Origin of the sequence: Anabaenopsis arnoldii (genome assembly GCF_028331025.1) — a bacterium.
Classification (GTDB): Bacteria; Cyanobacteriota; Cyanobacteriia; order Cyanobacteriales; family Nostocaceae; genus Anabaenopsis; species Anabaenopsis arnoldii.
On sequence record NZ_JAQMUH010000066.1, the window covers coordinates 37,823 to 60,238 of the forward strand.

Here is a 22,416-nt window from a genome sequence, read left to right on the forward strand (position 1 = left end):
CTATTTTTGCCACAGGAAAATATTAGGCGATCGCCTAGATTGTACAGTCAATCCTAGGGCGATCGCCTTCAACTTCAGCCGAAAATTATTATTAATAATAATTGCCAATACCCATTGCCAAACAACAGGCAAGACAAAGAATGTTTTATGGAAGGATCACAAGCTTACCAGCGGTTTCAACCAATTTCCCGATGATGTATGACTCCCTGTGGGCAATTATGTGACTGCTGTTGCTTCTTGCAATGAGCAAAATGCTTATCCATAATTGCCGGAACTTGTGTATATGGAATACGACTATAACGGGTTTTGTCTGGCATCACTATATTAGGGCCAGCCTTGCATTTTTTCATACAGCCAGTACCTTTAATACTCACTTGATCTTCCAACCCACGATGACTTAAAGCAGCCTCCAACGCTTGACAAACTGCTTTACCGCCACGCTTCATACAATCAGACTTGTGACACACCAAAATAGTGTCTTTATTTTTACTTATTTTTTCCTGCGTGTTTTTGATGTCCGGGGGTTCTATGACTGAGGTAACCGTTGCAACCGTCTCGATATGAGAACGTACTGCCATCACACGCTCCGCTTTCAATATAACTTTATCTTTTTTTATATCATGCTTTTGAGAACCAACAACTTGCAGCCAACTACCAGGCGCTAAACGCAAGTCAAAAGCCGCGCGTAAATGTTTAGCAAGTTTAACATAGCATTCACCCTCAGCAGTGTCTAATAACAAGCCCTTGAGGTTGTAGCCATCTTTAATGACAAAATCTATGAATTTTCCTTCTAGGCGAAATTCCGATATTTCTCTACTGTAAGATGCACTCATTTTGCTTAATCTCTCCTTAACTAACTCAGCCTAAATAGGTGTTGTGTGTCAAAACTTCAGAAATTTCGGTAACGACTTTTCCAGCAGCATTCCAGACTCCAAATCAAATCCTGTCGAGATGCTGTTAACTGCTGTATTACAGACCAGACTTGAACCATTGCTAAAGGGGTGTTAATCTCAACCCTCAATGGTTGGTTAGTCTCACAGGAACAGGGGATATCTAATTCATGTAAGCGTTTATACACTTGCCATCGGTCTGCCCAGTCCACCTCTACGCCTACAATAAAATTTTTCTCGATTTGTGAACGTAACCGTTTCAACAGACTAGCCCTCAACTTGCAACCCATTAGTGCTTTAAGCCCCTGAACTGAAAAATCTTGGGGAATAATGCCTCTTTAATATCAGCATACCTTAAATGAAAAGTTTTCTCAATTGAATCAAAAAAAGATCACAAATTTCTCATACTTTCCGGTTATGAATTAGGAAGTGGGTAGTGGTGAGTGTGGGAGGAATAGGCGATTGAGTTGTGACTCATTGCGACCAATGACTGGAAATCTCCCATGTTTGAGCGGGAAAATGACTGAAATTGTTAAACTTCATCCCCTAGAAGGTTAAAATTTTACTAATTCCCCTAATTACCTGGGTTGTTTGGCGGGTGGAAACGTAAAGATCATCTCCTTTGCTGATGAAAAACCTGAAAGTTGGAAGGGATGAGATTGGTTATGTTTAGAAAATAATTGCTAGATACTGTTATTAGTTGATTAATCATAACTGTGATGAGATCCCTGGCATCATTCCAGTTCTCATAAAAAACCATATTTACAGAAATAAAAATCTAATTTTTTTGTTATTAATCGCTGTTGATTTCTTCTAAAAATGTTAATATATAAAAGATAAGCAGTTAAAAGCCATAACTGTGAAAAAGCGAGGAGAACAATGTCTGATACACAAACTTTAGTACAAAATTTTGGTCAGGTTTATGACAATCCTGTACTGCTAGATCATAGTGTTACTGCTCCGGTAACAGAAGGTTTCAACGTTGTGTTAGCTAGCTTCCAAGCACTATATTTACAATATCAAAAGCATCATTTTGTAGTAGAAGGTTCAGAATTTTACTCACTGCATGAGTTCTTTAGCGACAACTACGAACAAGTACAAAGTCATGTCCATGAAATTGGCGAGCGCCTAAACGGGCTGGGTGGTGTACCAGCGGCTAGTTTTAGTAAGTTAGCGGAACTTACCTGTTTTGAGCCAGAACCCGACGGTGTATATTCTTGCCGCCAAATGATAGAAAATGATTTAGCAGCAGAACAAGCCATTATTAAGGTTATTCGTCGTCAAGCTTCTCAGGCAGAGAGTTTAGGCGACCGTGGTACCCGCTATCTCTATGAACAAATTCTGTTAAAAACTGAGGAAAGGGCTTACCATTTAGCTCATTTCCTGGGTAAAGATAGCTTAACTTTAGGATTTGTCCAAACTGCTGAAAATTAGAGTTTGATAATTGGATTCGCGTCAAGTCTGCTCTCAGATAGTAGTTGACAGACTTAAACATTAAGAAGATATACAAAAGCCAGGTGTTTTAACTCCCAAGGGTTGAAACACCTGCTTTTTTAATGTATGGCAATAATGTTCAAGCTAGTTAGAACATAAACTGACCATGAAACTTGGAGGATATATGAAAAGTTTTTGGCGAAAATAATTCGCTACTATACCAAGGCTTTTAAGCCCGGGTTCGTGGCTTTTGTCGTAGTAGATATGATTTCCAATCACTCAAATTAGATAAAGTTCTCAGATATATTCTAAAAAGTATTAGTTGCAATTGAAGATATTTACTAATAGTCCAATTTCTGTTATTGATAATTTATTCTATTACTAGAAAACTTACATATCTTAATAAAAATGTGACGGGACATGGGAAGAAAATTAGACCTTTACCTCAAAAATTGCTTGATGGTGGGAAAAGCAGTGGAACTTATGGAGGATTCATATATTTTGTAATCAGCCATACTGCACAAGGACAGTACATCCACAAAAAGGTAGGCTATAGTAGTTTCCTTGATACAATGGCTGGCGTATTAGGTAAGCGCCCCCCAGTCCCTATGCGCTATCCAACCTGGAAAACTTAATAATAAATAATCTGACAAAGGCGAAAGACCTTTAAAATAATCAGGATTTGTATTCTCTTACTCCAACGCAACAACTATGCCCCGCCGTCAAGACATCCGGAAAATACTACTGTTAGGCTCTGGTCCTATCGTCATCGGTCAAGCCTGTGAATTCGACTACTCCGGTACTCAAGCCTGTAAAGCACTGCGAGAAGAAGGCTATGAAGTAGTCTTAGTTAATTCTAACCCGGCAACAATTATGACTGATCCAGAAACAGCGGATCGCACCTATATTGAGCCACTAACACCGGATATGGTCGAAAAGGTTATCGCCAAAGAACGCCCTGATGCCCTCCTACCTACCATGGGAGGACAAACAGCACTCAATCTTGCCGTAGCCCTAGCGAAAAATGGCGCATTGGATAAGTATAACGTTGAACTAATCGGCGCTAAATTACCAGCCATCGAGAAAGCGGAAGACCGCAAACTGTTTAATGAAGCTATGGAAAAAATCGGGGTGGCTGTTTGTCCTAGTGGTACGGCTTCATCTTTATCAGCGGCCAAAGAAATCGCCGATCGCATTGGCAGTTATCCCCTAATTATACGTCCTGCCTTTACAATGGGGGGGACTGGTGGCGGTATTGCCTATAATCAAGAAGAATTTGAAGAAATGGCACAGGTAGGTATAGATGCTAGCCCAGTGTCGCAAATTCTCATAGACCAATCCCTACTCGGTTGGAAAGAATACGAGTTGGAAGTCATGCGGGATTTGGCAGATAATGTAGTGATTATCTGTTCGATTGAAAACCTAGACCCGATGGGGATTCACACGGGTGATTCCATTACTGTTGCCCCTGCCCAAACGCTGACTGATAAGGAATATCAGAGGCTCCGGGATATGGCAATTAAAATTATCCGGGAGATTGGCGTAGAAACCGGCGGCTCTAATATCCAATTTGCGGTTAATCCCGTGACTGGTGATGTGGTGGTGATTGAAATGAACCCTCGTGTTTCCCGCAGTTCCGCCCTAGCTTCCAAAGCTACGGGTTTCCCCATTGCCAAAATTGCGGCCAAGCTAGCTGTGGGATACACCCTGGATGAAATTAAAAATGATATCACTAAGCAAACCCCCGCATCCTTTGAACCGACTATTGACTATGTAGTTACTAAAATTCCCCGCTTCGCTTTTGAAAAGTTTCCTGGTTCTGACCCTGTGCTGACAACTCAAATGAAGTCAGTGGGTGAAGCCATGGCCATTGGGCGGACATTTAATGAGTCTTTCCAAAAGGCTTTCCGTTCTCTAGAAACTGGACGGGCTGGCTGGGGTTGTGACCAATCGGAAAAGTTGCCAAGTGGTGAACAAATTCGCGCTCAATTGCGAACCCCTCATCCCGATCGCATTTTTGCGGTGCGCCATGCTTTACAATTGGGGTTAAGTAGCGAGGAAATCTACGAACTTACGGCCATTGATCCGTGGTTCTTGGATAAAATGCAGCAACTGCTGGATGTGGAAAAGTTCCTGAAGCGCACACCTTTACACCAGTTGACAAAAGAGCATTTATATGCAATTAAACGGGATGGCTTTAGCGATCGCCAGATTGCCTTTGCTACTAAGACGAGTGAGGATGAAGTCCGCAATTACCGTAAACAATTGGGAGTAATTCCGGTTTATAAAACTGTAGATACCTGTGCGGCTGAGTTTGAAGCTTTCACTCCTTACTATTACTCTACCTACGAAGCAGAAACCGAGGTTTTACCCACCACTAAGCCGAAAGTGATGATTTTGGGCGGTGGTCCTAACCGCATCGGCCAGGGAATTGAGTTTGACTATTGTTGTTGTCACGCGGCCTATGCTTTGAAGAAAGCGGGATTTGAGACAATTATGGTTAATTCTAATCCTGAAACGGTTTCTACAGATTATGACACGAGCGATCGCCTGTACTTTGAGCCGTTAACCAAAGAAGATGTGATCAACATTATCGAAGCTGAAAATCCCGTAGGTATAATTATTCAGTTTGGGGGACAAACACCCCTAAAATTGGCGGTTCCTTTACAGGAATTTCTTAACCAGAACACCGATCTCCCCACGAAAATTTGGGGAACATCGCCGGATTCCATTGACATGGCGGAAGATCGAGAACGTTTCGAGAAGATTCTTAATCAGTTGAATATTTCTCAACCCCCTAATGGTATTGCTCGCAGTTACGAAGATGCGCTGATTGTCGCTCAACGCATTGGTTATCCAGTGGTAGTGCGCCCTAGTTACGTCTTGGGAGGACGAGCCATGGAAATTGTCTATTCTGATACAGAATTAGAACGTTACATGACCTTTGCCGTTCAGGTAGAACCAGATCATCCTATTTTAATTGATAAGTTTCTCGAAAATGCCATTGAAGTCGATGTGGATGCCATCGCTGACCACACGGGGAATGTGGTGATTGGTGGCATTATGGAACACATTGAGCAGGCGGGTATTCACTCAGGGGATTCTGCCTGTTCTCTACCATCCATTTCCCTGTCTCCAGCAGTTCTGCAACAAATCCGCACTTGGACGGTGCAATTAGCTCAAGCATTGTCTGTGGTCGGATTGATGAATATTCAGTTTGCTGTTGTGGGCGCGCAAGGGTATTCTCCCCAAGTTTATATTCTAGAGGCTAACCCCCGGGCTTCGCGTACTGTGCCATTTGTATCTAAAGCTACGGGTGTACCTTTAGCAAAACTGGCATCTTTAATTATGTCGGGGAAAACTTTAGCAGAACTCAACTTAACTCAGGAAGTGATTCCATCTCATATCGCTGTGAAGGAAGCAGTATTACCGTTTAATAAATTTCCGGGAACTGACACTATATTAGGTCCAGAAATGCGCTCGACTGGTGAGGTAATGGGGATTGACACCGACTTTGGGCGGGCTTTTGCTAAGGCAGAATTAGCTGCTGGCGAGTTTTTACCCCTTAAGGGTACTGTGTTTGTCTCCATGAGCGATCGCGATAAATCTGACGCGGCGAATGTGGTGAAGGAACTGATGCAATTGGGCTTTACTGTCATGGCTACATTAGGTACACGCCGTGTCCTCCAGGAACACGGGCTAGATGTTGAGTTAGTCCTGAAACTCCATGAAGGTCGTCCCCACGTGCTGGATGCAATTAAAAATCAGAAAATTCAATTGATTATTAATACACCTTCTGGGGAAGAAGCCCAAACTGATGCTAGGTTAATCCGGCGTACAGCCTTAGCCTACAAAATCCCCATTGTGACTACTATTGCTGGCGCTAGAGCTACTGTGGCAGCTATTCGTTCGCTGCAAAATACTACTTTAGATGTCAAGGTGATCCAAGATTACTGCAAGGTGGGTGAATTAGGGGCTAGCACCTGAGAATTTCGGGCTTATACGAACAAAGTGGTCAGGCAAAGTTGACCACTTTGCTTTTTTGGGTAATGTCCACTCAGCAGTATTTACAGGAAAAATTAAGTAATTATTATAGAACCATAATTATTATTTATATTGAGATATGTTAAGAAATATGAGCGAATACGATTAGTATTTCGTAATGGGATAAGTCTGGATACGCTCTTAGCACAGCTATGGTGCGGGGTTAAGGTCATTCGTAATCAAGAGGATACAAATGTGATCGAACTCTATAAATTGTGGCTCTGGCAAGACGCATAGATTAAAACAGGAGGAAAAGGGCAAAATACAACACTTGTGGTGATTAAACCTGTGGATTTCGCCAATTATGTCCACTGGTAGTGTTTCTAACCATTGCTAAAGATAATGATATCCATTAGCAAATGTCACAAAAATCAGCGTCTACAGGTATTGGCATCTTTTATCATAAATGTTACAGTTTTTAATATAGATACAAGAAATGTTTGATTTATTAAGTTTTATCTAACCTAAGACAGATGTGGAAAATGAGACATAAATTATAGAGTCTAGCCGCCAAGCCCTAAGCCAGGGAACAAAGTAGCCGATGATCACATCGGAATGTATAAAGTAGTAACCTGAGCAACAGTTATTATTCTCAGTGGGTTATATCCCACAACAACAAAGATCAGTTAATTACCCTACCGTTACATCCATCATTAATTACCAAAGAGTAGCGCCATGAAGACCGCTCAGACAGCCACAGACCTCGTGCGGACTTACCTGCGTGAGATTGGCCGTGTGCCACTCTTAACCCACGAGGAGGAAATTTTCTACGGTAAACAGGTGCAATTTTCTCGTATTTTGCACGATGTCAGGGATTCTCTGGTTAACCAGAAGGGTCGTCAACCTAGTCTAGAAGAGTGGGCGAAAGCTGCAAATCTAGAAGTAACAGAGTTGGAAGATGCGATCGCCCAGGGTGAAATCGCTAAACGCAAGATGGTAGAAGCCAATTTGCGTCTGGTAGTATCAGTTGCCAAAAAGTACATTAAGCGTAACGTTGATCTATTAGATTTGATTCAAGAAGGTAGTATTGGGATGCAGCGGGGTGTAGAAAAGTTTGACCCCACCAAGGGGTACAGATTTTCTACCTATGCTTATTGGTGGATACGTCAAGCCATCACCAGGGCGATCGCTGAAAAGGCTCGGACTATCCGATTACCAATTCACATTACTGAAAAACTCAATAAAATCAAAAAGGCACAACGGCAATTATCGCAACAACTGGGACGCGCACCGTCAGCTGCTGAACTGGCTCTAGAGTTAGATTTAACACCCAAACAGGTACGGGAGTATCTGGAAAAGGCGCGGTTACCTTTATCTTTAGATTTGCGGTTGGGTGATAACTACGACACCGAACTGGGGGAAATGTTAGAAGATCCCGGAGCTTCTCCAGAAGAGTTTGTCATGCAGTCTTCTCTATCTTCTGACTTAGAGCGCCTCATGGATGAACTTACCCCGCAACAAAAGGAGGTAATTAAATTGCGCTTTGGCTTACTAGATGGACAGGCTCTAACTTTAGCGAAAATAGGTGATCTTCTCCAGATTAGTCGTGAACGAGTCCGGCAAATCGAACGAGAAGCCTTAAGTAAACTTCGTAAATCTAAAGCTAACATGAACGAATATTTAGCAAGTTGAGTACAGACGCGAGTGATCGCGTCTTTCTCAGGAATACTTGTGAGCAGAGTTTAGGTTAAGATGAGAAAGTACGCTACTGGAGGTACGGTTACATCGACTTTAAGCATGGACTTAGACTGTTAAATTAGATTGATAGGAACAGTTTATCGGCTGTTCAAATAACTAAATTATTATTCAAGTTGCAAACACCACACTACAGTTAGTAGTGTGAGTACAGGAGGTACAAGATGAGTAACCAATCCAAGAAGGTCTCAGAATTTTTTAACGGTGATTCAGAAACTACTAACTTACTGTGGCAATACGTTAAATCTCTGACTCCGGACACAGTTACCCAACTATCAAAGCCAACTTCCTCTGAAGTTATTCAGGTAATGGAGCGTAATATCATTGGATTATTAGGCAACCTACCTTCAGAACACTTCGACATTACAATCACCACCAGTCGGGAAAGTCTTGGTCAGCTACTGGCTTCGGCAATGATTAGCGGTTATTTTCTCCGGAACGCTGAACAGAGAATGCATTTTGAAACTGTTTTACAAGGAACCGAAGAGAATCATCACGCAGTTGACTCATGATTTCTAATTTTCCCTAAAAAAGTCAATACTGTTACCTAAATCTTACATCAAACGCCTTCAGGCAATGGGTGTGCGTGCAGGGCATTTAGTCTCCGGGGAGGACGGACTCACCAATAATCCCCTTAACTTTTTTACTTTAGCGGAGTCTCCACCCCCCGATAATATATGAGTACAACTAGTTCTTCTTGCCAACCTCACAAAATTATCGGTGTGGCGGTAATTTGGAACCAGCATCAGCAAATTTTAATTGATCGTCGTCTTCCCCAAGGTGTGATGGGTGGTTTATGGGAGTTTCCCGGAGGCAAAATTGAGCCTGGTGAAACCATCGAAGAATGTATTAAACGAGAAATTAAAGAAGAACTAGCCATAGAAATCGCGGTGGGAGAGCATTTAATTACTATTGATCATACTTATACTCATTTGCGGGTTACTCTGATGGTGTATCATTGTCGTCTAATTATGGGTATTCCTCAAACCATAGGGTGCGATGAAATTTGCTGGGTGGATTTGGATGATCTGGAAAAATTTACCTTTCCCGAGGCTAATAGTCAAATTATCGCAGCGTTAAGGCGGGAAGTTAGAAATTGATATTATTTTTGAATAAAAGACTTTTTGGTGTACTGGAGCCTGTTGCATTATCTAAGTAGTGATCCTGTTGCCGGGGGGATGATATAATATTTCATTAACTGCATGGGTATCAGTAAGCAAATGCCTAAGACCGTTAGTGATGTTATGACCTGTGACCCAATTGTTGTGGGAAAGGAAACTCCACTTCAGGAGGCCATTCAAATTATGGCAGAAAAACGCATTAGTGGTTTACCAGTGGTGGATAACGCTGGTAAGCTGGTGGGTATTATTTCAGAAACAGACTTGATGTGGCAAGAAACTGGTGTGACTCCTCCGGCTTACATCATGTTTCTAGACAGCGTCATCTATTTACAAAACCCCGCTACTTATGAAAGGGAAATACACAAGGTATTGGGACAAACTGTTGGGGAGGTAATGAGTCCCAATGCTGTAAGTATTTCACCGGATAAAACTGTCAAAGCAGCAGCACAATTGATGCATGAACGGAATGTTCACCGCCTACCAGTGATTGACGGCGAGAGTCAGGTGGTTGGTATCCTTACCCGTGGTGATATTGTTCGGGCTATGGCAAGTAGTTAATATTCAAGGCTTTTTAAAAAAATTTACAAAATTTAGGACAAATAAATGAATATTACTAATATTACTTCTGAGTCTGTCCGGCAGTTGCTGAGTTCGGAAAATCTGGGCGATCGCTTGCGTGGTGTTAATCAAGTTCGTGAACTGGAACCAGCAACGGCTTTTGAACTGATTCAAGTTGCTATGGGTGACCGTAATTCGCGAGTAAGATACTCAGCAGTAAGTCAGATGGATACTCTGGGAAGGCAAAATTTAGAGTTGTCTTTGGATGTATTGCGCGGTATGCTCAATGACCCTGAACCTGATGTACAAGCTGCTGCGGCTGATTGTTTGGGGGCGTTAAAACTCGAAGATGCTTTTGAAGATTTACAGCAACTTTACAATACAAGCCCTGAATGGCTGGTGCAGTTTAGTGTTATTGCGACATTGGGAGAGTTGGGTGATCCACGGGGCTTTGAACTACTCAAAGAAGCACTATCATCAAAAAATGAATTAGTCCAAACAGCTGCGATTAGTTCGTTGGGTGAGTTGGGAGATATGGAAGCAGTTCCCCTTTTAGCTCCCTTTATTACTAGCTCCGACTGGCAAATCCGTTATAGGGTTGTTCAAGCTTTGAGTCGTTTAGGTGGTACTGATGCTCACTTGCTTTTAGAAACTCTTACTGATGACGAAGTGGAAGCGGTAGCTAATGAAGCTAAAAAATCTTTAAATTTGGCTTGATTCTCTCAACTTCCATATACTTGAGGCCAAGTTGTGACTATAAAAACTACAACTGCGGCGATCGCTAAAACTCCTTGAATTAAGTTTCCAATTACCGAACCCACTATAATGCCTACACCAGCCTTAACTGCTGGCCATAGTTCGCGTCGGTAAATAAACTCAGCAATAATTGCGCCTAGTAGCGGACCTAATAAAATTCCTAACAGAGGTCCGCCGAAGGGTAAGGTTGGTAGTAAGCCAAAAAAGCCTAATATCAATCCTAGGATAGCGCCGATTTGTCCCCACTTACTAGCACCGGCTTTTTTTGCTCCTAAGTAGCCAGCTAGAAAATCTACGGCGATGCTGAGAATTAAAACTACAATTGTGACAACCAGTGGTATTTTGATGGCTGCAAAGGAACTACCCAGTATACCCCAAATAATCATAGAAGTTAGAATTAAACTGCTTCCGGGTATACCGGGAACCACCGAACCAATTACCCCCACTACCATGAGGGTAATTAGTAGCCAATAAGTAAGCATAAGGTTTTAAATCTCCATATTAGCTAGCAAGGAGGAATGCAAGGTTACTGCTAATTTATCAGCAATTCCCGCAATCCATTGTTCATCTTGTTTGGTGTAGCTGCGGGGTGCATTGGCTCCTAAAATCATCACTCCTTCCTGACCAATTGGTTGACAAATTACACCTTGTGTGTTTTCTGGTAAGTAATCAAATTCAATTCTCCCGGGGTATACTTTCAAAGCTACGAGATAAATTGGCTTTTGTGTTTCCAATACTCGTTTGAGGATGGGACCTGGTATTACTTTCGATTTAGCACCCAGAATACCACGACGCAGGAGAACCTGGTTTTTATACACTACTACCAGTGAGCGGGTGACTGTATTAGTTAATAATAAACGAGATGCCCACGCTAGTTCGGTTTTGACGGTCTCTGGTAAGTCTGGTGCAAGTACAAAACCTTCTTCCCCAATTAATTCTACAGAATCAGGCGATCGCGGCTGTACTTGCTGCCATATTAAACCTGTGAGAATCAAAACTGCACTCAAAATTACGCCCACTACATCCCCACGTGCTTGGGACTCTGTTAGTTCTGGAGTCAGCAACCGGTTAATTAGCAAAAGTACAGCGCCTAACCCACCCACAGCTAGGGGTAAACGGCGTAAAATTTTATTGGGGTCAGATTTGGCCATTAGTGGTTAGTCATTAGTGATTAGTCATTAGTTGCGAGAATACAACTATTGACTTTTTACAACTGTGCTTATTCCTCGCCTGGTTCAATTATCCTCTGAAACAAATAACCAGTACCTCTAGCTGTGAGAATTAATTCTGGATTACTAGGATCATCTTCTAATTTAGCCCGCAAACGGGAAATATGTACGTCTACGACACGGGTATCTACATGGCGTTCTGGTGTGTAACCCCATACTTCCTGTAAGATTTCTGAGCGAGAAAATGCTTCTCCCGAACGGCTAACTAGTAGCTCTAGGAGACTAAATTCCATACCTGTCAACCGAATGCGCTCATCCCCTTTGTAGACTTGGCGTTTGTTGGTGTCTATTCTAATGTTACCAACATGAATCACCCCGGAGCTAGGAATACCAGAAGCCCCTGTTTTGTCTACTCGTCTGAGTACTGAGCGAATGCGAGCTTCTAGCTCTTTGGGGGAAAATGGTTTGACAACATAGTCATCAGCACCTAATTCTAGACCGGTGATGCGATCGGCAACGTCCCCCAAGGCTGTTAGCATGATAATGGGAACATCGGATTCTTTACGCAATTCTTGACATACGCCGTAGCCATCCAGCTTTGGCATCATCACATCTAGCACTACTAGGTCAGGTTCTGATTTGCGAAAGGTTTCTAAAGCTTCTTCTCCATCTCCCGCAGTGACCACATCGTAGCCAATCATGGAAAGGCGCGTTTCCAAAATCCGGCGAATACTGGCTTCGTCGTCTACCACCAAGATTTTTTCTTTATGGCTTTCCAAGTTTCTCTATGCTCCTTAACTAAAATTTAACATGATTAATTTTTAATACCATAATATTAAGATATCATTCCATCAATTGATTGGGAAAAAGCTCTAACTCTTATTCTTATTTGATTTTAGTTTTGACCAACAATTAAGAAAACATTAAGATTTTTGAACAACTTTAAATAATGGCAAAGCCTAAAACCTTTTACATTTGTAACGAGTGTGGAGCAGAATCTCCCCAGTGGTTTGGTAAGTGTCCAGCTTGTGGTACATATAATTCTTTAGAAGAGCAAATTACGATTCAATCATCAGTAGATGTGCTGACTAGGGGTGGGATAACTGGTTGGCAAGGAAGTCACAATCCTGGTAAATCTACGGTTAAACCAGCAAAACCTAGAGCTTCCCTGACATTTGATCAAATTAGCGATCGCCAAATCGCCCGTTGGGAATCTGGGTATGGTGAACTTGATCGCGTGCTAGGTGGTGGTGTTGTCCCTGGTTCCATGGTGCTAATTGGTGGTGATCCGGGAATTGGTAAATCTACTTTACTACTACAAGTATCAAACCAGTTAGCGCAAAAATACCGCATTCTCTACGTCACAGGAGAAGAATCAGGACAACAGGTAAAATTGCGAGCCTCTCGCTTGGGAGTAGCAAAAACCCAGCATCTCACCAGTGAGCAATCAGAAGCCACAGCAAACGAGGTAGGAGAAGAGGGTATAAATGCTGATTTATATGTATTACCAGAAACAGACTTAGAAGAAATATTAAAGGAGATGGACTCACTAAGGCCGAATCTGGCGGTAATTGACAGTATTCAAACAATATTTTTTCCGGCGCTGACCTCAGCACCCGGTTCTGTGGCCCAGGTGAGGGAGTGTACAGCAGCTTTGATGAAGGTGGCAAAACATGAAGATATTACGATGTTAATTGTCGGACACGTCACTAAGGAAGGAGCCATCGCCGGACCGAAGGTTTTAGAACATTTAGTAGATACAGTATTATATTTTGAGGGCGATCGCTTTGCCTCCCACAGGTTATTAAGAACTGTCAAGAATCGTTTCGGTGCCACTCACGAAATTGGTATTTTTGAAATGGTGCAGAACGGACTGCGAGAAGTGCCTAATCCTTCAGAGTTATTTTTAGGTAACCGTGATGACCCAGCACCGGGAACAGCTCTTGTGGTAGCTTGTGAGGGTACTCGCCCCATTGTAGTAGAATTACAGGCTTTGGTCAGTCCTACTAGTTACCCTTCTCCCCGGCGTGCAGGTACAGGGATAGACTATAACCGTCTGGTGCAGATTCTGGCTGTTTTAGAGAAGCGGGTCGGGATTCCCATGTCAAAATTAGATTCTTACGTGGCCTCAGCGGGTGGTTTAAATGTGGAGGAACCAGCGGTGGATTTAGGAATAGCCGTCGCTATTGTTGCCAGTTTCCGCGATCGCATAGTTGAGCCGGGTACAATATTAATTGGTGAAGTGGGATTAGGGGGACAAGTGCGATCTGTGTCTCAAATGGAACTACGATTAAAAGAAGCTGCTAAACTGGGATTTAAACGAGCAATCGTTCCTAAAGGGCAAAAATACCCCGATTTTAACATCGAGATATTAGCAGTATCTAAAGTGATAGATGCAATTATTGCCGCCATTCCCCACCAAACCCTAGAGGACAGCGATTTAGAACTGGAGGAGGAGGAATACACCTCACAGTAGGGGTAACTCATTGACAAGTTTTTCCGGAAACCAGCACCCTAAATATACAGCATATCTCATCTGCTTAGAAGACGGGCTTGCCTGCCCGTCCCATGAGATTTACTATATTAATATCTGTGTAGTTCATTGACTGGAGAGGTGCTGTATATATATCCGTATTATATCCGCACAAGCCCAACCAGTGAGCAAATAATCACAGTCAATGAGTAAACAAAAGCCTTTAAAATCATCAAACCTGCTTTTTGAAAGGGTCATGGCAATCATGGCCACGGTTAATTTATGTTTAGTATTTTTTAACTTAACTTACATACCGTGGCGGGATTTCTATTTACGGAATTTACCCCAAATTACCCGAGTTTATGACCCTGTTAAGGGTATTGAAGACCATAGAGAAACGAGAAATTATTTAAATAAAGTAGACGCACTCCAAGACCAGGTGAGTCAAACGGGGCTAACTTCCCCAGAAGCCAAAATTAAGTTAGAAGAACTTGGTCGTCTCAGTAATGAGATGGTGGACGGTAACCCCTTTGCAGCAGTGAATAAAGGTGGTAATTTTGAAAAAGCTAAAAATCGGATGCGCGATCGCATCGGTCAAGAATCTGCAAAACAGTCTTTTAATACCTTCTGGAGTCGAGAGTATTTATCGACACAAGGATGGAACCAAGAGATTAACTTTTTTAACAGACAAATCCGACCTTTAATAGCCAGCAACTATTTCCGCCGCATCGGGGAAAATGGGGAATTGCTTGATAACTTTTGGCAGATTGATTTACCCTTTATCTTGCTATTTGGCATAGAATTATTGGGGTGCTCCTTTTATTTGCGCAGTCGTCATCCCAATTTTACCTGGGTAAATGCTATATTGTGGCGCTGGTATGACTTGTTCTTAGTATTGCCTTTTTGGCGTTGGTTACGGGTAATACCGGTAACAGTGCGCCTACACCAAGCCAGGTTATTAAATCTTCAGCCCTTGCAGCAGCAAATAAACCAATCAATATTAGCGAATTTTGCCGAAGACCTCACAGAAATAGTGGTAGTCAGAGTCATTAACCAGCTTCAAGGTTCAATTCGCAGCGGCGATTTCACCAGATGGCTGACGCAAAAACAAAATGCGAGTCCCTATATAAATATTAACAACATCAATGAAATAGAAGCGATCACGAATATTTTAGTGCAAACTGTAGTCTATCAAGTACTGCCGAAAGTTCAACCAGAAATCATTGCCATTTTACGTCACAATATTGCCACCACCATTAATCAAGTCCCTCTTTATCGCCACCTTGTACCTTGGGGATTAGGTAATATACAAGCCCAACTCAGTGAGCAACTAGCAACTCAACTTACCAGAAACCTTTACAGCGCGGTCACTACAGCTATGAAAGACCCTGTAGGAGGCAAACTTTCTATTCAACTAGCGCAAAGCTTTAGCAAAATATTCTCCGAAGAAGTACAGCAAAAACACGTAATTGCGGAAATTCAAAGCTTAATGTCTGACTACCTCGAAGAACTTAAGCTCAACTATGTCCAGCGGTTATCCCAAGAAGACATAGACCAGATTATGGAACAAACCAGACAGCTAAAAATACAAGCATCAGTAGATAACAATAACATTCTCCCGGTTAAGAACCAAAATTAGCTCAAAATGATGGATATCAGTGGAATAAGGAGGATAAGGGCACAAGAGATTGACTAATAACCAGTGACCAATGACTATTTACTATAGACTCTTAAAGAAATGCGCTAAACTCGGAAGAGAGACGAACCATTATTGATTCGTCACAAGACTTCTTGGAAGATATCCCTATCGCAGGAAGTGGGTCGATGCCCACTTTTTTTATTGAAATTTCGCATGACTCATCCTTTAGTTTCACAAATTATCGATTTGGCAATACCAGTAGCAGCAGAACTGGGCTTGGAACTCGTTGGCATAGTTTTTCAGACTAACCAGCGTCCTCCAGTATTAAGGGTAGATATCCGCAACCCTCAAAAAGACACTGGACTGAATGATTGTGAGCTTATGAGTCGGGCTTTAGAAGCTTCCTTAGATGCGGCGGAGATCATTCCAGATGCTTATGTCTTGGAAGTGTCCAGTCCTGGAATTTCACGACAATTAATTACAGACAGGGAATTTATTTCCTTTAAGGGATTTCCTGTGATTATCTCCACTTCCCAACCCTACGATGGACAACAAGAGTGGATTGGTCAGTTGATTCGCCGGGATGAAGTCACTGTTTACTTAAACCAAAAAGGTCGTGTGATCGAAATTCCCCGCACTCTGATTACTAGGGTGCAACTAGATGAGCACCCATAGGTGAGGAACTCAGAGCTAGACAACAGTAACTGGAAGTAAAAGGCTAGGGAGTAGAGTCAAACTTTTCTCTAATCCCAAGCCTCTAATGTGTAGTTTCTCACTCTCCACCCCTTTGTATAGAGGAGAGTTTATTAGGGGTAATTGATGAATTATCTCTAACTTGGGAAAGTTGACAGGGCGCGGGTTGATTAATTGCGCCTCTAATTTTCCTTATCCCTATTTTTTTTAGACTCGATTTTAAAGGAGATTACTTATGTCAATGGTTAGTTTACCAGGATTAAAAGAATTAATTGAAAGTATCAGTCGTGAGCGCAATTTGCCACGTCTAGCAGTTCAGTCAGCTATTAGAGAAGCATTGCTTAAAGGCTACGAACGTTATCGTCGCGCCCAAAACTTAGAACGAAGACAATTTGATGAAGAGTATTTTGAGAATTTCGAGGTAGAACTTGACATCGAAGGAGAAGGATTTCGCGTTCTTTCTACGAAAAGCATTGTGCAATCAGTGGAGAACTCCGACCATCAGATATCCCTCGATGAAGTGCAACAGGTCGCTCCTGAAGCACAATTGGGAGACTCTGTAGTGCTGGATGTCACCCCAGATCAGCGAGAATTTGGTCGCATGGCAGCCATGCAAACCAAGCAAGTGCTGGCTCAGAAACTCCGGGATCAGCAACGCCAAATGGTGCAAGAAGAATTCCAAGACTTAGAAGGAACTGTCCTACAAGCTAGAGTTTTACGGTTTGAAAGACAATCGGTGATTTTGGCAGTGGCCAGTGGCTTTGGTCAGCCGGAAGTGGAAGCTGAATTACCAAAGCGAGAACAACTCCCCAATGATAATTATCGGGCTAATGCTACTTTTAAGGTGTATCTCAAAAAGGTTTCCCAAGGGCAACAACGGGGTCCTCAGTTGCTAGTATCCCGTGCTGATGCTGGTTTGGTTGTTTATCTGTTTGCTAACGAAGTCCCAGAAATTGAAGATGAGGTAGTCAGAATTGTTGCCGTAGCACGAGAAGCTAATCCGCCTTCCCGTTATGTTGGTCCTCGGACTAAAATTGCAGTAGATACCCTTGAGCGGGATGTAGACCCAGTTGGCGCTTGTATTGGTGCACGGGGGTCACGCATTCAAGTAGTAGTCAACGAATTACGTGGGGAAAAAATAGATGTGATTCGTTGGTCTCCAGATCCATCTACATATATTGCTAACGCTTTGAGTCCAGCCCGGGTGGATGAAGTCCGTCTCATGGATCCTGAAACCCGCCAAACTCACGTACTTGTAGCTGAAGATCAACTGAGTTTAGCTATTGGTAAGGAAGGACAAAATGTTCGTTTAGCAGCCCGTCTCACTGGTTGGAAAATCGACATCAAAGACAAAGCTAAGTACGATTATACGGGAGAGGATACTAAGTTCGCGGCTGCACGAGCCCAATATAAACCAGAGGCAGATGATCTGGAATTGGAGGAGCTAGATTATGAAAACCAAGAGGAACTAGAACAGGAGGAAGAAATTTTTGAGATCAGTGATCAAGATTAACTTATGACTCTGATGCAGTTATTATACTATTGACAAGATTACTAGTCTTAATGATTACCACAGAATCAATCATGCCACTATTAAGTAAAGATTGGTAAAGCCAACTTTATTTTCACAACCAGATTGCTCCCCTGTAGTCAAATAAGACCAATGAAACCGAATTATCGACGTTGTATTAGTTGCCGTCAAGTCGGCTTGAAAGAAGACTTTTGGCGGGTTGTCCGCGTTTTTCCATCCGGAAAGGTACAATTAGATCAGGGGATGGGGCGTTCTGCCTATATATGCCCCCAAATGAGTTGCCTACAAGCGGCTCAGAAAAAAAATAGACTGGGGCGATCGCTACATGCATCAGTGCCTGAAACACTGTATCAAACATTGTGGCAACGTCTAGGCCAAACCCATGCCCAAAATCAAAATTAACAACGGGTGGAAAAACCTGGAGGCGGTAATCCCCAGAGTCTTTGTGCATAAAGCCGACTCTGCAATTAATGGGGTGAATGCCAAAATAGTAAATGGGTGTAGTAACCAGCGGCTTTTTTACAAGACGAGTGGCAGGGCAATACCCCCAAAAAGTTTTACTCGATTGTGTTGTGGAAGACTCAGAATCAGCAAAACAAAAAACTAAAGAATGGCAACCTGGTAGCGATCAGGGGCAGCTGGGCATCAACCATCATGATTATTGGTGGAGATGTCAGAGTTAAACCGAAATATCTCTCTTTCCTGACTGGAGGCACCGGCAAAATCACCAAGGGCAACCTAAAACAGTAATCGAAGGATGGAGATGTCCGAAACCAGGCAACCATCCGCTAAAAAACTGTAAATTAAAGGGGAAGAGTGGATGAACAACGGCAAAGTTAGAATCTACGAATTATCAAAGGAATTGAATTTGGATAACAAAGAGCTATTAGCTATTTGCGATCAGCTCGAAATCGCGGTTAAAAGCCATAGCAGCACTATTTCCGAATCTGAGGCAGAACGTATACGCACGGCTGCCGAAAAACTGACGGCTAATAATTTGAAAGGCAACAATACATCTAGTAAACTAAATACATCACAACCTGGCGATGGCGCAAAGCGCAGTGCCGGAGGCAATCGCAATCGACCTACACCACCTCACAAACCACAAATTTTGGAAATTCGCAAACCCAAAATATTGAGAAATAATACCCGAAACGCCCCCCAAGCTTCAGTGGCTAATGATAGCCAACTTGCTTCCTCAGAAGTTCATTCTTCTTCACAATCAGAGCCAATCGATACACCAGTCTCACCCATGAAGCCGACGGCACCAATTCGACCTGTACCCCGGAATCAATCTGAGACCTCACCAGAACCTGCAATCAAACCAGTAGATCCAGTTTCTAATACACAGGCGCTAGAAACAAGAGCAGCCGCAAAACCTGAAAAAGCTGGAACTGAACGCAGCCGAAGTGGGGTTTCCCCTAAACCAAAAGCGGAAAAACCGCAAAAACCCCATCTGGCGGAGCCGCCAGCCAGACCGGTGGCTGGAAATTACCGTGTAGGAATCGGCCAGAGTTCCACAGAAAAACCAGTACTCAAGCGCGATCAAGTCAAGCAGAAGCCGCAACGAGGCACTAGCAGTGACAGCCCACAAGCCCCAGCGGCAAAACAGCATCGTGCTACTCCCACAAATCCAGTCAAAGCAGAACAAAAAGGCAATCGGCCGCCCGGACAAGGTCACCAGGAGCAGCGGTTACGAAGTGCACCACTGGCAGATGGGACAAGACCTAGTCGTCCAGTACGTCCGTCAGAAGTTGTAGCCGCAATGCCAATTGCTACTCCGCCAAAACCCATGTCAGGGGGACAGGTAAAACCCGACCTGGATACTGATGTGATCGCACCGGAACTACTTGATTTGAAACGCCCCACACCACCGCGTCTGGCTAAAGGTGGTAAAAGGTGGCAAGAGGAAGAAATTATTGACGAAATCAAGGAAAAGTCCGGTAAAGTAGGACCTAAAGGCAAGCGGGTTAAACCAATCGTTGAAGATGACTTTGAAGAAGAGGATTTACTCGATGATGAGGATCAAGACTCACCAGCTACAGTCCAGGTTAGTCTTTCCATCGCCCGTCCTCCTAAACCAAAAGCTGCTCGAGGTACACAGTCACCTGCAGCAGCAGTTATTAGCGCCCCAACTGCTAGAAAGAAAAAATCCTTCTCTCGTCGCGACCAAAACCGTCGCCAAGAATTGGAGACAAAGCGTGAACGTCCTGAAAAGGTAGTGATCACAGGGCCAATGACAGTCCAAGAACTGGCTGATGTTTTTGCGATCGCCGATACAGAGATTGTGAAAATCCTTTTCCTCAAAGGTATGGCTGTAAGTATCACCCAGAATTTGGATATCCCCACCATTACCTTAATAGGAAAAGATCTGGAGATAGAAGTGGAAACTGCTCAACCAGAAGCAGAAGCCCGTAAAGTCACGGAAATGCTTGATGTGGCAGATATGGAGCTACTCCAGCGGCGTCCCCCTGTGGTGACAATTATGGGTCACGTAGACCATGGGAAGACAACTCTGCTTGACTCCATTCGGAAAACTAAGGTTGCTGCTGGGGAAGCTGGTGGTATTACCCAACACATTGGTGCATACCATGTGGATGTGCAACATGAGGGAAAAGAACAGCAGATAGTTTTTCTTGATACTCCCGGACATGAGGCATTTACGGCTATGCGGGCGCGGGGGGCAAGGGTAACTGATATTGCGATTTTAGTAGTGGCTGCTGATGACGGTGTTCGTCCCCAAACGGTAGAGGCTATTAGTCACGCCCAAGCTGCCGGAGTACCAATTGTTGTTGCCATTAACAAAATTGATAAGGAAGGCGCACAACCAGACCGAGTTAAACAAGAACTCACTCAGTATGGTCTCACACCTGAAGAGTGGGGCGGTGAAACAATCATGGTTCCTGTAAGTGCTATCAAGGGCGAAAACCTCGATACGCTTCTGGATATGATTTTGCTAGTAGCAGAAGTGGGAGAACTCTGTGCCAATCCAGACAGGTCTGCTAAGGGCACAGTGATTGAAGCACATCTGGATAAGGCAAAAGGCGCAGTTGCTACCCTGCTGATTCAGAATGGTACCCTCCATGTGGGAGATATGTTAGTGGCCGGCTCGGCGTTTGGTAAAGTTCGGGCAATGGTAGATGACCGAGGCAAACGAGTAGAGCTTGCTAGTCCTTCTTTTGCTGTGGAAGTACTCGGTTTAAGTGATGTCCCAGCCGCGGGCGATGAATTCCAGGTCTTCGCTAACGAAAAAGAAGCCAGAACCCTGGCTAGTGATCGCGCTGACAAACAACGTCTATCCCGTCTGTTACAAGGGCGTGTCACTTTGACCACCCTCTCGGCCCAAGCACAAGAGGGAGAGTTGAAAGAACTCAACTTAATCTTAAAGGCAGACGTACAAGGTTCTGTGGAAGCTATTGTTGGATCTCTCAGACAAATCCCCCAAAACGAAGTTCAAATTCGTATGCTATTGGCAACCGCTGGGGAAATAACTGAAACCGATATTGACCTAGCCGCAGCTAGTGGCGCTGTGATCATTGGTTTCAATACTACCTATGCTAGTGGCGCTAGACAAGCCGCCGATGAAGCCGGGGTGGATGTGAGGGAATACAATATCATCTACAAACTTTTGGAAGATATCCAAGGAGCTTTAGAAGGTCTGCTGGAACCAGAGTTGGTGGAAGAACCCCTTGGCCAAACCGAAGTCCGTGCCGTCTTCCCTGTGGGGCGTGGAGCCGTGGCTGGTTGTTATGTACAGTCTGGCAAATTGGTTCGCAACTGCAAGGTGCGAGTGCGTCGTGCCGGTAAGGTCATTTATGAAGGTGTCCTTGACTCCCTCAAACGGATGAAGGAAGATGCGCGAGAAGTTAACTCCGGTTATGAATGCGGTATCAACATTGATAAGTTCCATGACTGGGTAGAAGGTGACTTGATTGAAGCCTTCCAAATGGTAACTAAGCGTCGTACACTCACATTGACGAAATAGTGCTGGTTGCTCATTTCTGGGTTGTGAGTGAAAATGATGAGTTTTGAGATCAAATGAGTGCATAACTCACAGTTCAAAACTCATCAATGCCTTCTGCTCCCTTGATGAATTGTCTCGGTATTTTGTAGTTTCCTCAGGAAGGTAAGAAATTTATATCGGCGGTAGAGCATTGAGTAGACTTAAAGCAAAGCTCATCGCCTCCGATAGCCTAGGATGGGTAGGCATGGCAATAGGTGGATTAGATGAGAAGCCTATACTCTATTGCTTGCAATCAGTTTAGAATGATGTCACAAGAAAATCGCAAAAAAGGCACTTCCTCCACTTGGCTTTAGACAGTGGAGGAAGTGCCAACGGCGAATTGATTCGCCGTGATGATATAATCAAGGTGCGAGTAAGAATAACCATCTGCACGAAGAAGTATTTTGAGC

General features: G+C 43.4%; 19 protein-coding genes. 13 read left to right on the plus strand and 6 right to left on the minus strand.

Annotation, left to right across the window (positions count from 1 at the left end; translation table 11 throughout):
- The 3 genes from PN457_RS05100 to PN457_RS05110 are packed head-to-tail and all read right to left on the minus strand — an operon-like array spanning window position 1 to window position 1,153.
- Entirely contained in the window at window positions 1-132 is a 132-nt protein-coding gene (locus PN457_RS05100; protein ID WP_271731756.1) for a hypothetical protein, read from the minus strand.
- Window positions 133-176: 44 nt separating this feature from the next.
- Entirely contained in the window at window positions 177-833 is a 657-nt protein-coding gene (locus PN457_RS05105) for a (2Fe-2S) ferredoxin domain-containing protein (RefSeq protein ID WP_271731757.1), read from the minus strand.
- 56 nt (window positions 834-889) lie between these two features.
- A complete protein-coding gene (locus tag PN457_RS05110; protein WP_271731758.1) occupies window positions 890-1,153 on the minus strand; it encodes an Asr1405/Asl0597 family protein in 264 nt (87 codons plus the stop codon).
- A gap of 616 nt (window positions 1,154-1,769) precedes the next feature.
- On the opposite strand from PN457_RS05110, the gene dpsA reads away from it, so the two are divergent.
- From dpsA to nblB, 7 genes are all read left to right on the plus strand, one after another.
- On the plus strand, window positions 1,770-2,324 hold the full coding sequence (dpsA, locus tag PN457_RS05115) for a DNA starvation/stress protection protein DpsA (protein WP_271731759.1): 555 nt from the start codon (window positions 1,770-1,772) through the stop codon (window positions 2,322-2,324).
- A gap of 711 nt (window positions 2,325-3,035) precedes the next feature.
- Window positions 3,036-6,311: a carbamoyl-phosphate synthase large subunit gene (carB, locus tag PN457_RS05120; protein WP_271731760.1), complete on the plus strand. Its 3,276-nt coding sequence runs from the start codon at window positions 3,036-3,038 to the stop codon at window positions 6,309-6,311.
- 732 nt (window positions 6,312-7,043) lie between these two features.
- The gene (locus tag PN457_RS05125; protein ID WP_271731761.1) at window positions 7,044-8,000 is read left to right on the plus strand and encodes an RNA polymerase sigma factor, RpoD/SigA family; all 957 of its coding nucleotides are present in this window, start codon (window positions 7,044-7,046) and stop codon (window positions 7,998-8,000) included.
- A 227-nt stretch (window positions 8,001-8,227) separates the two neighbouring features.
- Window positions 8,228-8,575 carry a DUF760 domain-containing protein gene (locus PN457_RS05130; RefSeq protein ID WP_271731762.1) on the plus strand — a complete coding sequence of 116 codons (348 nt, stop codon included), beginning with the start codon at window positions 8,228-8,230 and terminating at the stop codon, window positions 8,573-8,575.
- A gap of 165 nt (window positions 8,576-8,740) precedes the next feature.
- Entirely contained in the window at window positions 8,741-9,163 is a 423-nt protein-coding gene (gene mutT, locus PN457_RS05135; protein WP_271731763.1) for an 8-oxo-dGTP diphosphatase MutT, read from the plus strand.
- A 120-nt stretch (window positions 9,164-9,283) separates the two neighbouring features.
- Window positions 9,284-9,742, plus strand: a complete 459-nt coding sequence (locus tag PN457_RS05140) for a CBS domain-containing protein (protein WP_271731764.1) — start codon at window positions 9,284-9,286, stop codon at window positions 9,740-9,742.
- A gap of 45 nt (window positions 9,743-9,787) precedes the next feature.
- Window positions 9,788-10,459, plus strand: a complete 672-nt coding sequence (nblB, locus tag PN457_RS05145; RefSeq protein ID WP_271731765.1) for a phycobilisome degradation protein NblB — start codon at window positions 9,788-9,790, stop codon at window positions 10,457-10,459.
- A 5-nt stretch (window positions 10,460-10,464) separates the two neighbouring features.
- Here the strand turns inward: nblB and PN457_RS05150 are convergent, their stop codons facing one another.
- The 3 genes from PN457_RS05150 to rpaB form a co-directional block, all read right to left on the minus strand.
- Complete coding sequence (locus PN457_RS05150) at window positions 10,465-10,980, minus strand: DUF456 domain-containing protein (RefSeq protein ID WP_271731767.1); 516 nt, start codon at window positions 10,978-10,980, stop codon at window positions 10,465-10,467.
- A gap of 6 nt (window positions 10,981-10,986) precedes the next feature.
- Complete coding sequence (locus PN457_RS05155) at window positions 10,987-11,649, minus strand: cofactor assembly of complex C subunit B (protein WP_271731768.1); 663 nt, start codon at window positions 11,647-11,649, stop codon at window positions 10,987-10,989.
- Window positions 11,650-11,717: 68 nt separating this feature from the next.
- Window positions 11,718-12,446 (minus strand): response regulator transcription factor RpaB, encoded by a 729-nt coding sequence (gene rpaB / locus PN457_RS05160; RefSeq protein WP_200989741.1) that lies wholly within the window; start codon window positions 12,444-12,446, stop codon window positions 11,718-11,720.
- Window positions 12,447-12,616: 170 nt separating this feature from the next.
- Between rpaB and radA the strand changes: the two genes are divergently transcribed.
- The 6 genes from radA (at window position 12,617) to infB (ending at window position 21,988) form a co-directional block, all read left to right on the plus strand.
- Window positions 12,617-14,143: a DNA repair protein RadA gene (gene radA, locus PN457_RS05165; RefSeq protein WP_271731769.1), complete on the plus strand. Its 1,527-nt coding sequence runs from the start codon at window positions 12,617-12,619 to the stop codon at window positions 14,141-14,143.
- 202 nt (window positions 14,144-14,345) lie between these two features.
- Window positions 14,346-15,779 carry a hypothetical protein gene (locus PN457_RS05170; protein WP_271731770.1) on the plus strand — a complete coding sequence of 478 codons (1,434 nt, stop codon included), beginning with the start codon at window positions 14,346-14,348 and terminating at the stop codon, window positions 15,777-15,779.
- Window positions 15,780-15,992: 213 nt separating this feature from the next.
- The gene (gene rimP, locus PN457_RS05175) at window positions 15,993-16,454 is read left to right on the plus strand and encodes a ribosome maturation factor RimP (RefSeq protein ID WP_271731771.1); all 462 of its coding nucleotides are present in this window, start codon (window positions 15,993-15,995) and stop codon (window positions 16,452-16,454) included.
- A gap of 253 nt (window positions 16,455-16,707) precedes the next feature.
- Window positions 16,708-17,985 carry a transcription termination factor NusA gene (gene nusA, locus PN457_RS05180; RefSeq protein WP_271731772.1) on the plus strand — a complete coding sequence of 426 codons (1,278 nt, stop codon included), beginning with the start codon at window positions 16,708-16,710 and terminating at the stop codon, window positions 17,983-17,985.
- Window positions 17,986-18,135: 150 nt separating this feature from the next.
- Window positions 18,136-18,405 carry a YlxR family protein gene (locus tag PN457_RS05185; RefSeq protein WP_271731773.1) on the plus strand — a complete coding sequence of 90 codons (270 nt, stop codon included), beginning with the start codon at window positions 18,136-18,138 and terminating at the stop codon, window positions 18,403-18,405.
- Between the two features lie 418 nt (window positions 18,406-18,823).
- Window positions 18,824-21,988: a translation initiation factor IF-2 gene (gene infB / locus PN457_RS05190; protein WP_271731774.1), complete on the plus strand. Its 3,165-nt coding sequence runs from the start codon at window positions 18,824-18,826 to the stop codon at window positions 21,986-21,988.
- Window positions 21,989-22,416: the final 428 nt, after the last annotated feature.

Coding starts and splice junctions, on each gene's coding strand:
- PN457_RS05105 (WP_271731757.1), bottom strand. CDS start 833: ATGAGTGCATCTTACAGTAGAGAAATATCGGAATTTCGCCTAGAAGGA.
- dpsA (WP_271731759.1), top strand. CDS start 1,770: ATGTCTGATACACAAACTTTAGTACAAAATTTTGGTCAGGTTTATGAC.
- carB (WP_271731760.1), top strand. CDS start 3,036: ATGCCCCGCCGTCAAGACATCCGGAAAATACTACTGTTAGGCTCTGGT.
- PN457_RS05125 (WP_271731761.1), top strand. CDS start 7,044: ATGAAGACCGCTCAGACAGCCACAGACCTCGTGCGGACTTACCTGCGT.
- PN457_RS05130 (WP_271731762.1), top strand. CDS start 8,228: ATGAGTAACCAATCCAAGAAGGTCTCAGAATTTTTTAACGGTGATTCA.
- mutT (WP_271731763.1), top strand. CDS start 8,741: ATGAGTACAACTAGTTCTTCTTGCCAACCTCACAAAATTATCGGTGTG.
- PN457_RS05140 (WP_271731764.1), top strand. CDS start 9,284: ATGCCTAAGACCGTTAGTGATGTTATGACCTGTGACCCAATTGTTGTG.
- nblB (WP_271731765.1), top strand. CDS start 9,788: ATGAATATTACTAATATTACTTCTGAGTCTGTCCGGCAGTTGCTGAGT.
- PN457_RS05150 (WP_271731767.1), bottom strand. CDS start 10,980: ATGCTTACTTATTGGCTACTAATTACCCTCATGGTAGTGGGGGTAATT.
- PN457_RS05155 (WP_271731768.1), bottom strand. CDS start 11,649: ATGGCCAAATCTGACCCCAATAAAATTTTACGCCGTTTACCCCTAGCT.
- radA (WP_271731769.1), top strand. CDS start 12,617: ATGGCAAAGCCTAAAACCTTTTACATTTGTAACGAGTGTGGAGCAGAA.
- PN457_RS05170 (WP_271731770.1), top strand. CDS start 14,346: ATGAGTAAACAAAAGCCTTTAAAATCATCAAACCTGCTTTTTGAAAGG.
- rimP (WP_271731771.1), top strand. CDS start 15,993: ATGACTCATCCTTTAGTTTCACAAATTATCGATTTGGCAATACCAGTA.
- nusA (WP_271731772.1), top strand. CDS start 16,708: ATGTCAATGGTTAGTTTACCAGGATTAAAAGAATTAATTGAAAGTATC.
- PN457_RS05185 (WP_271731773.1), top strand. CDS start 18,136: ATGAAACCGAATTATCGACGTTGTATTAGTTGCCGTCAAGTCGGCTTG.
- infB (WP_271731774.1), top strand. CDS start 18,824: ATGAACAACGGCAAAGTTAGAATCTACGAATTATCAAAGGAATTGAAT.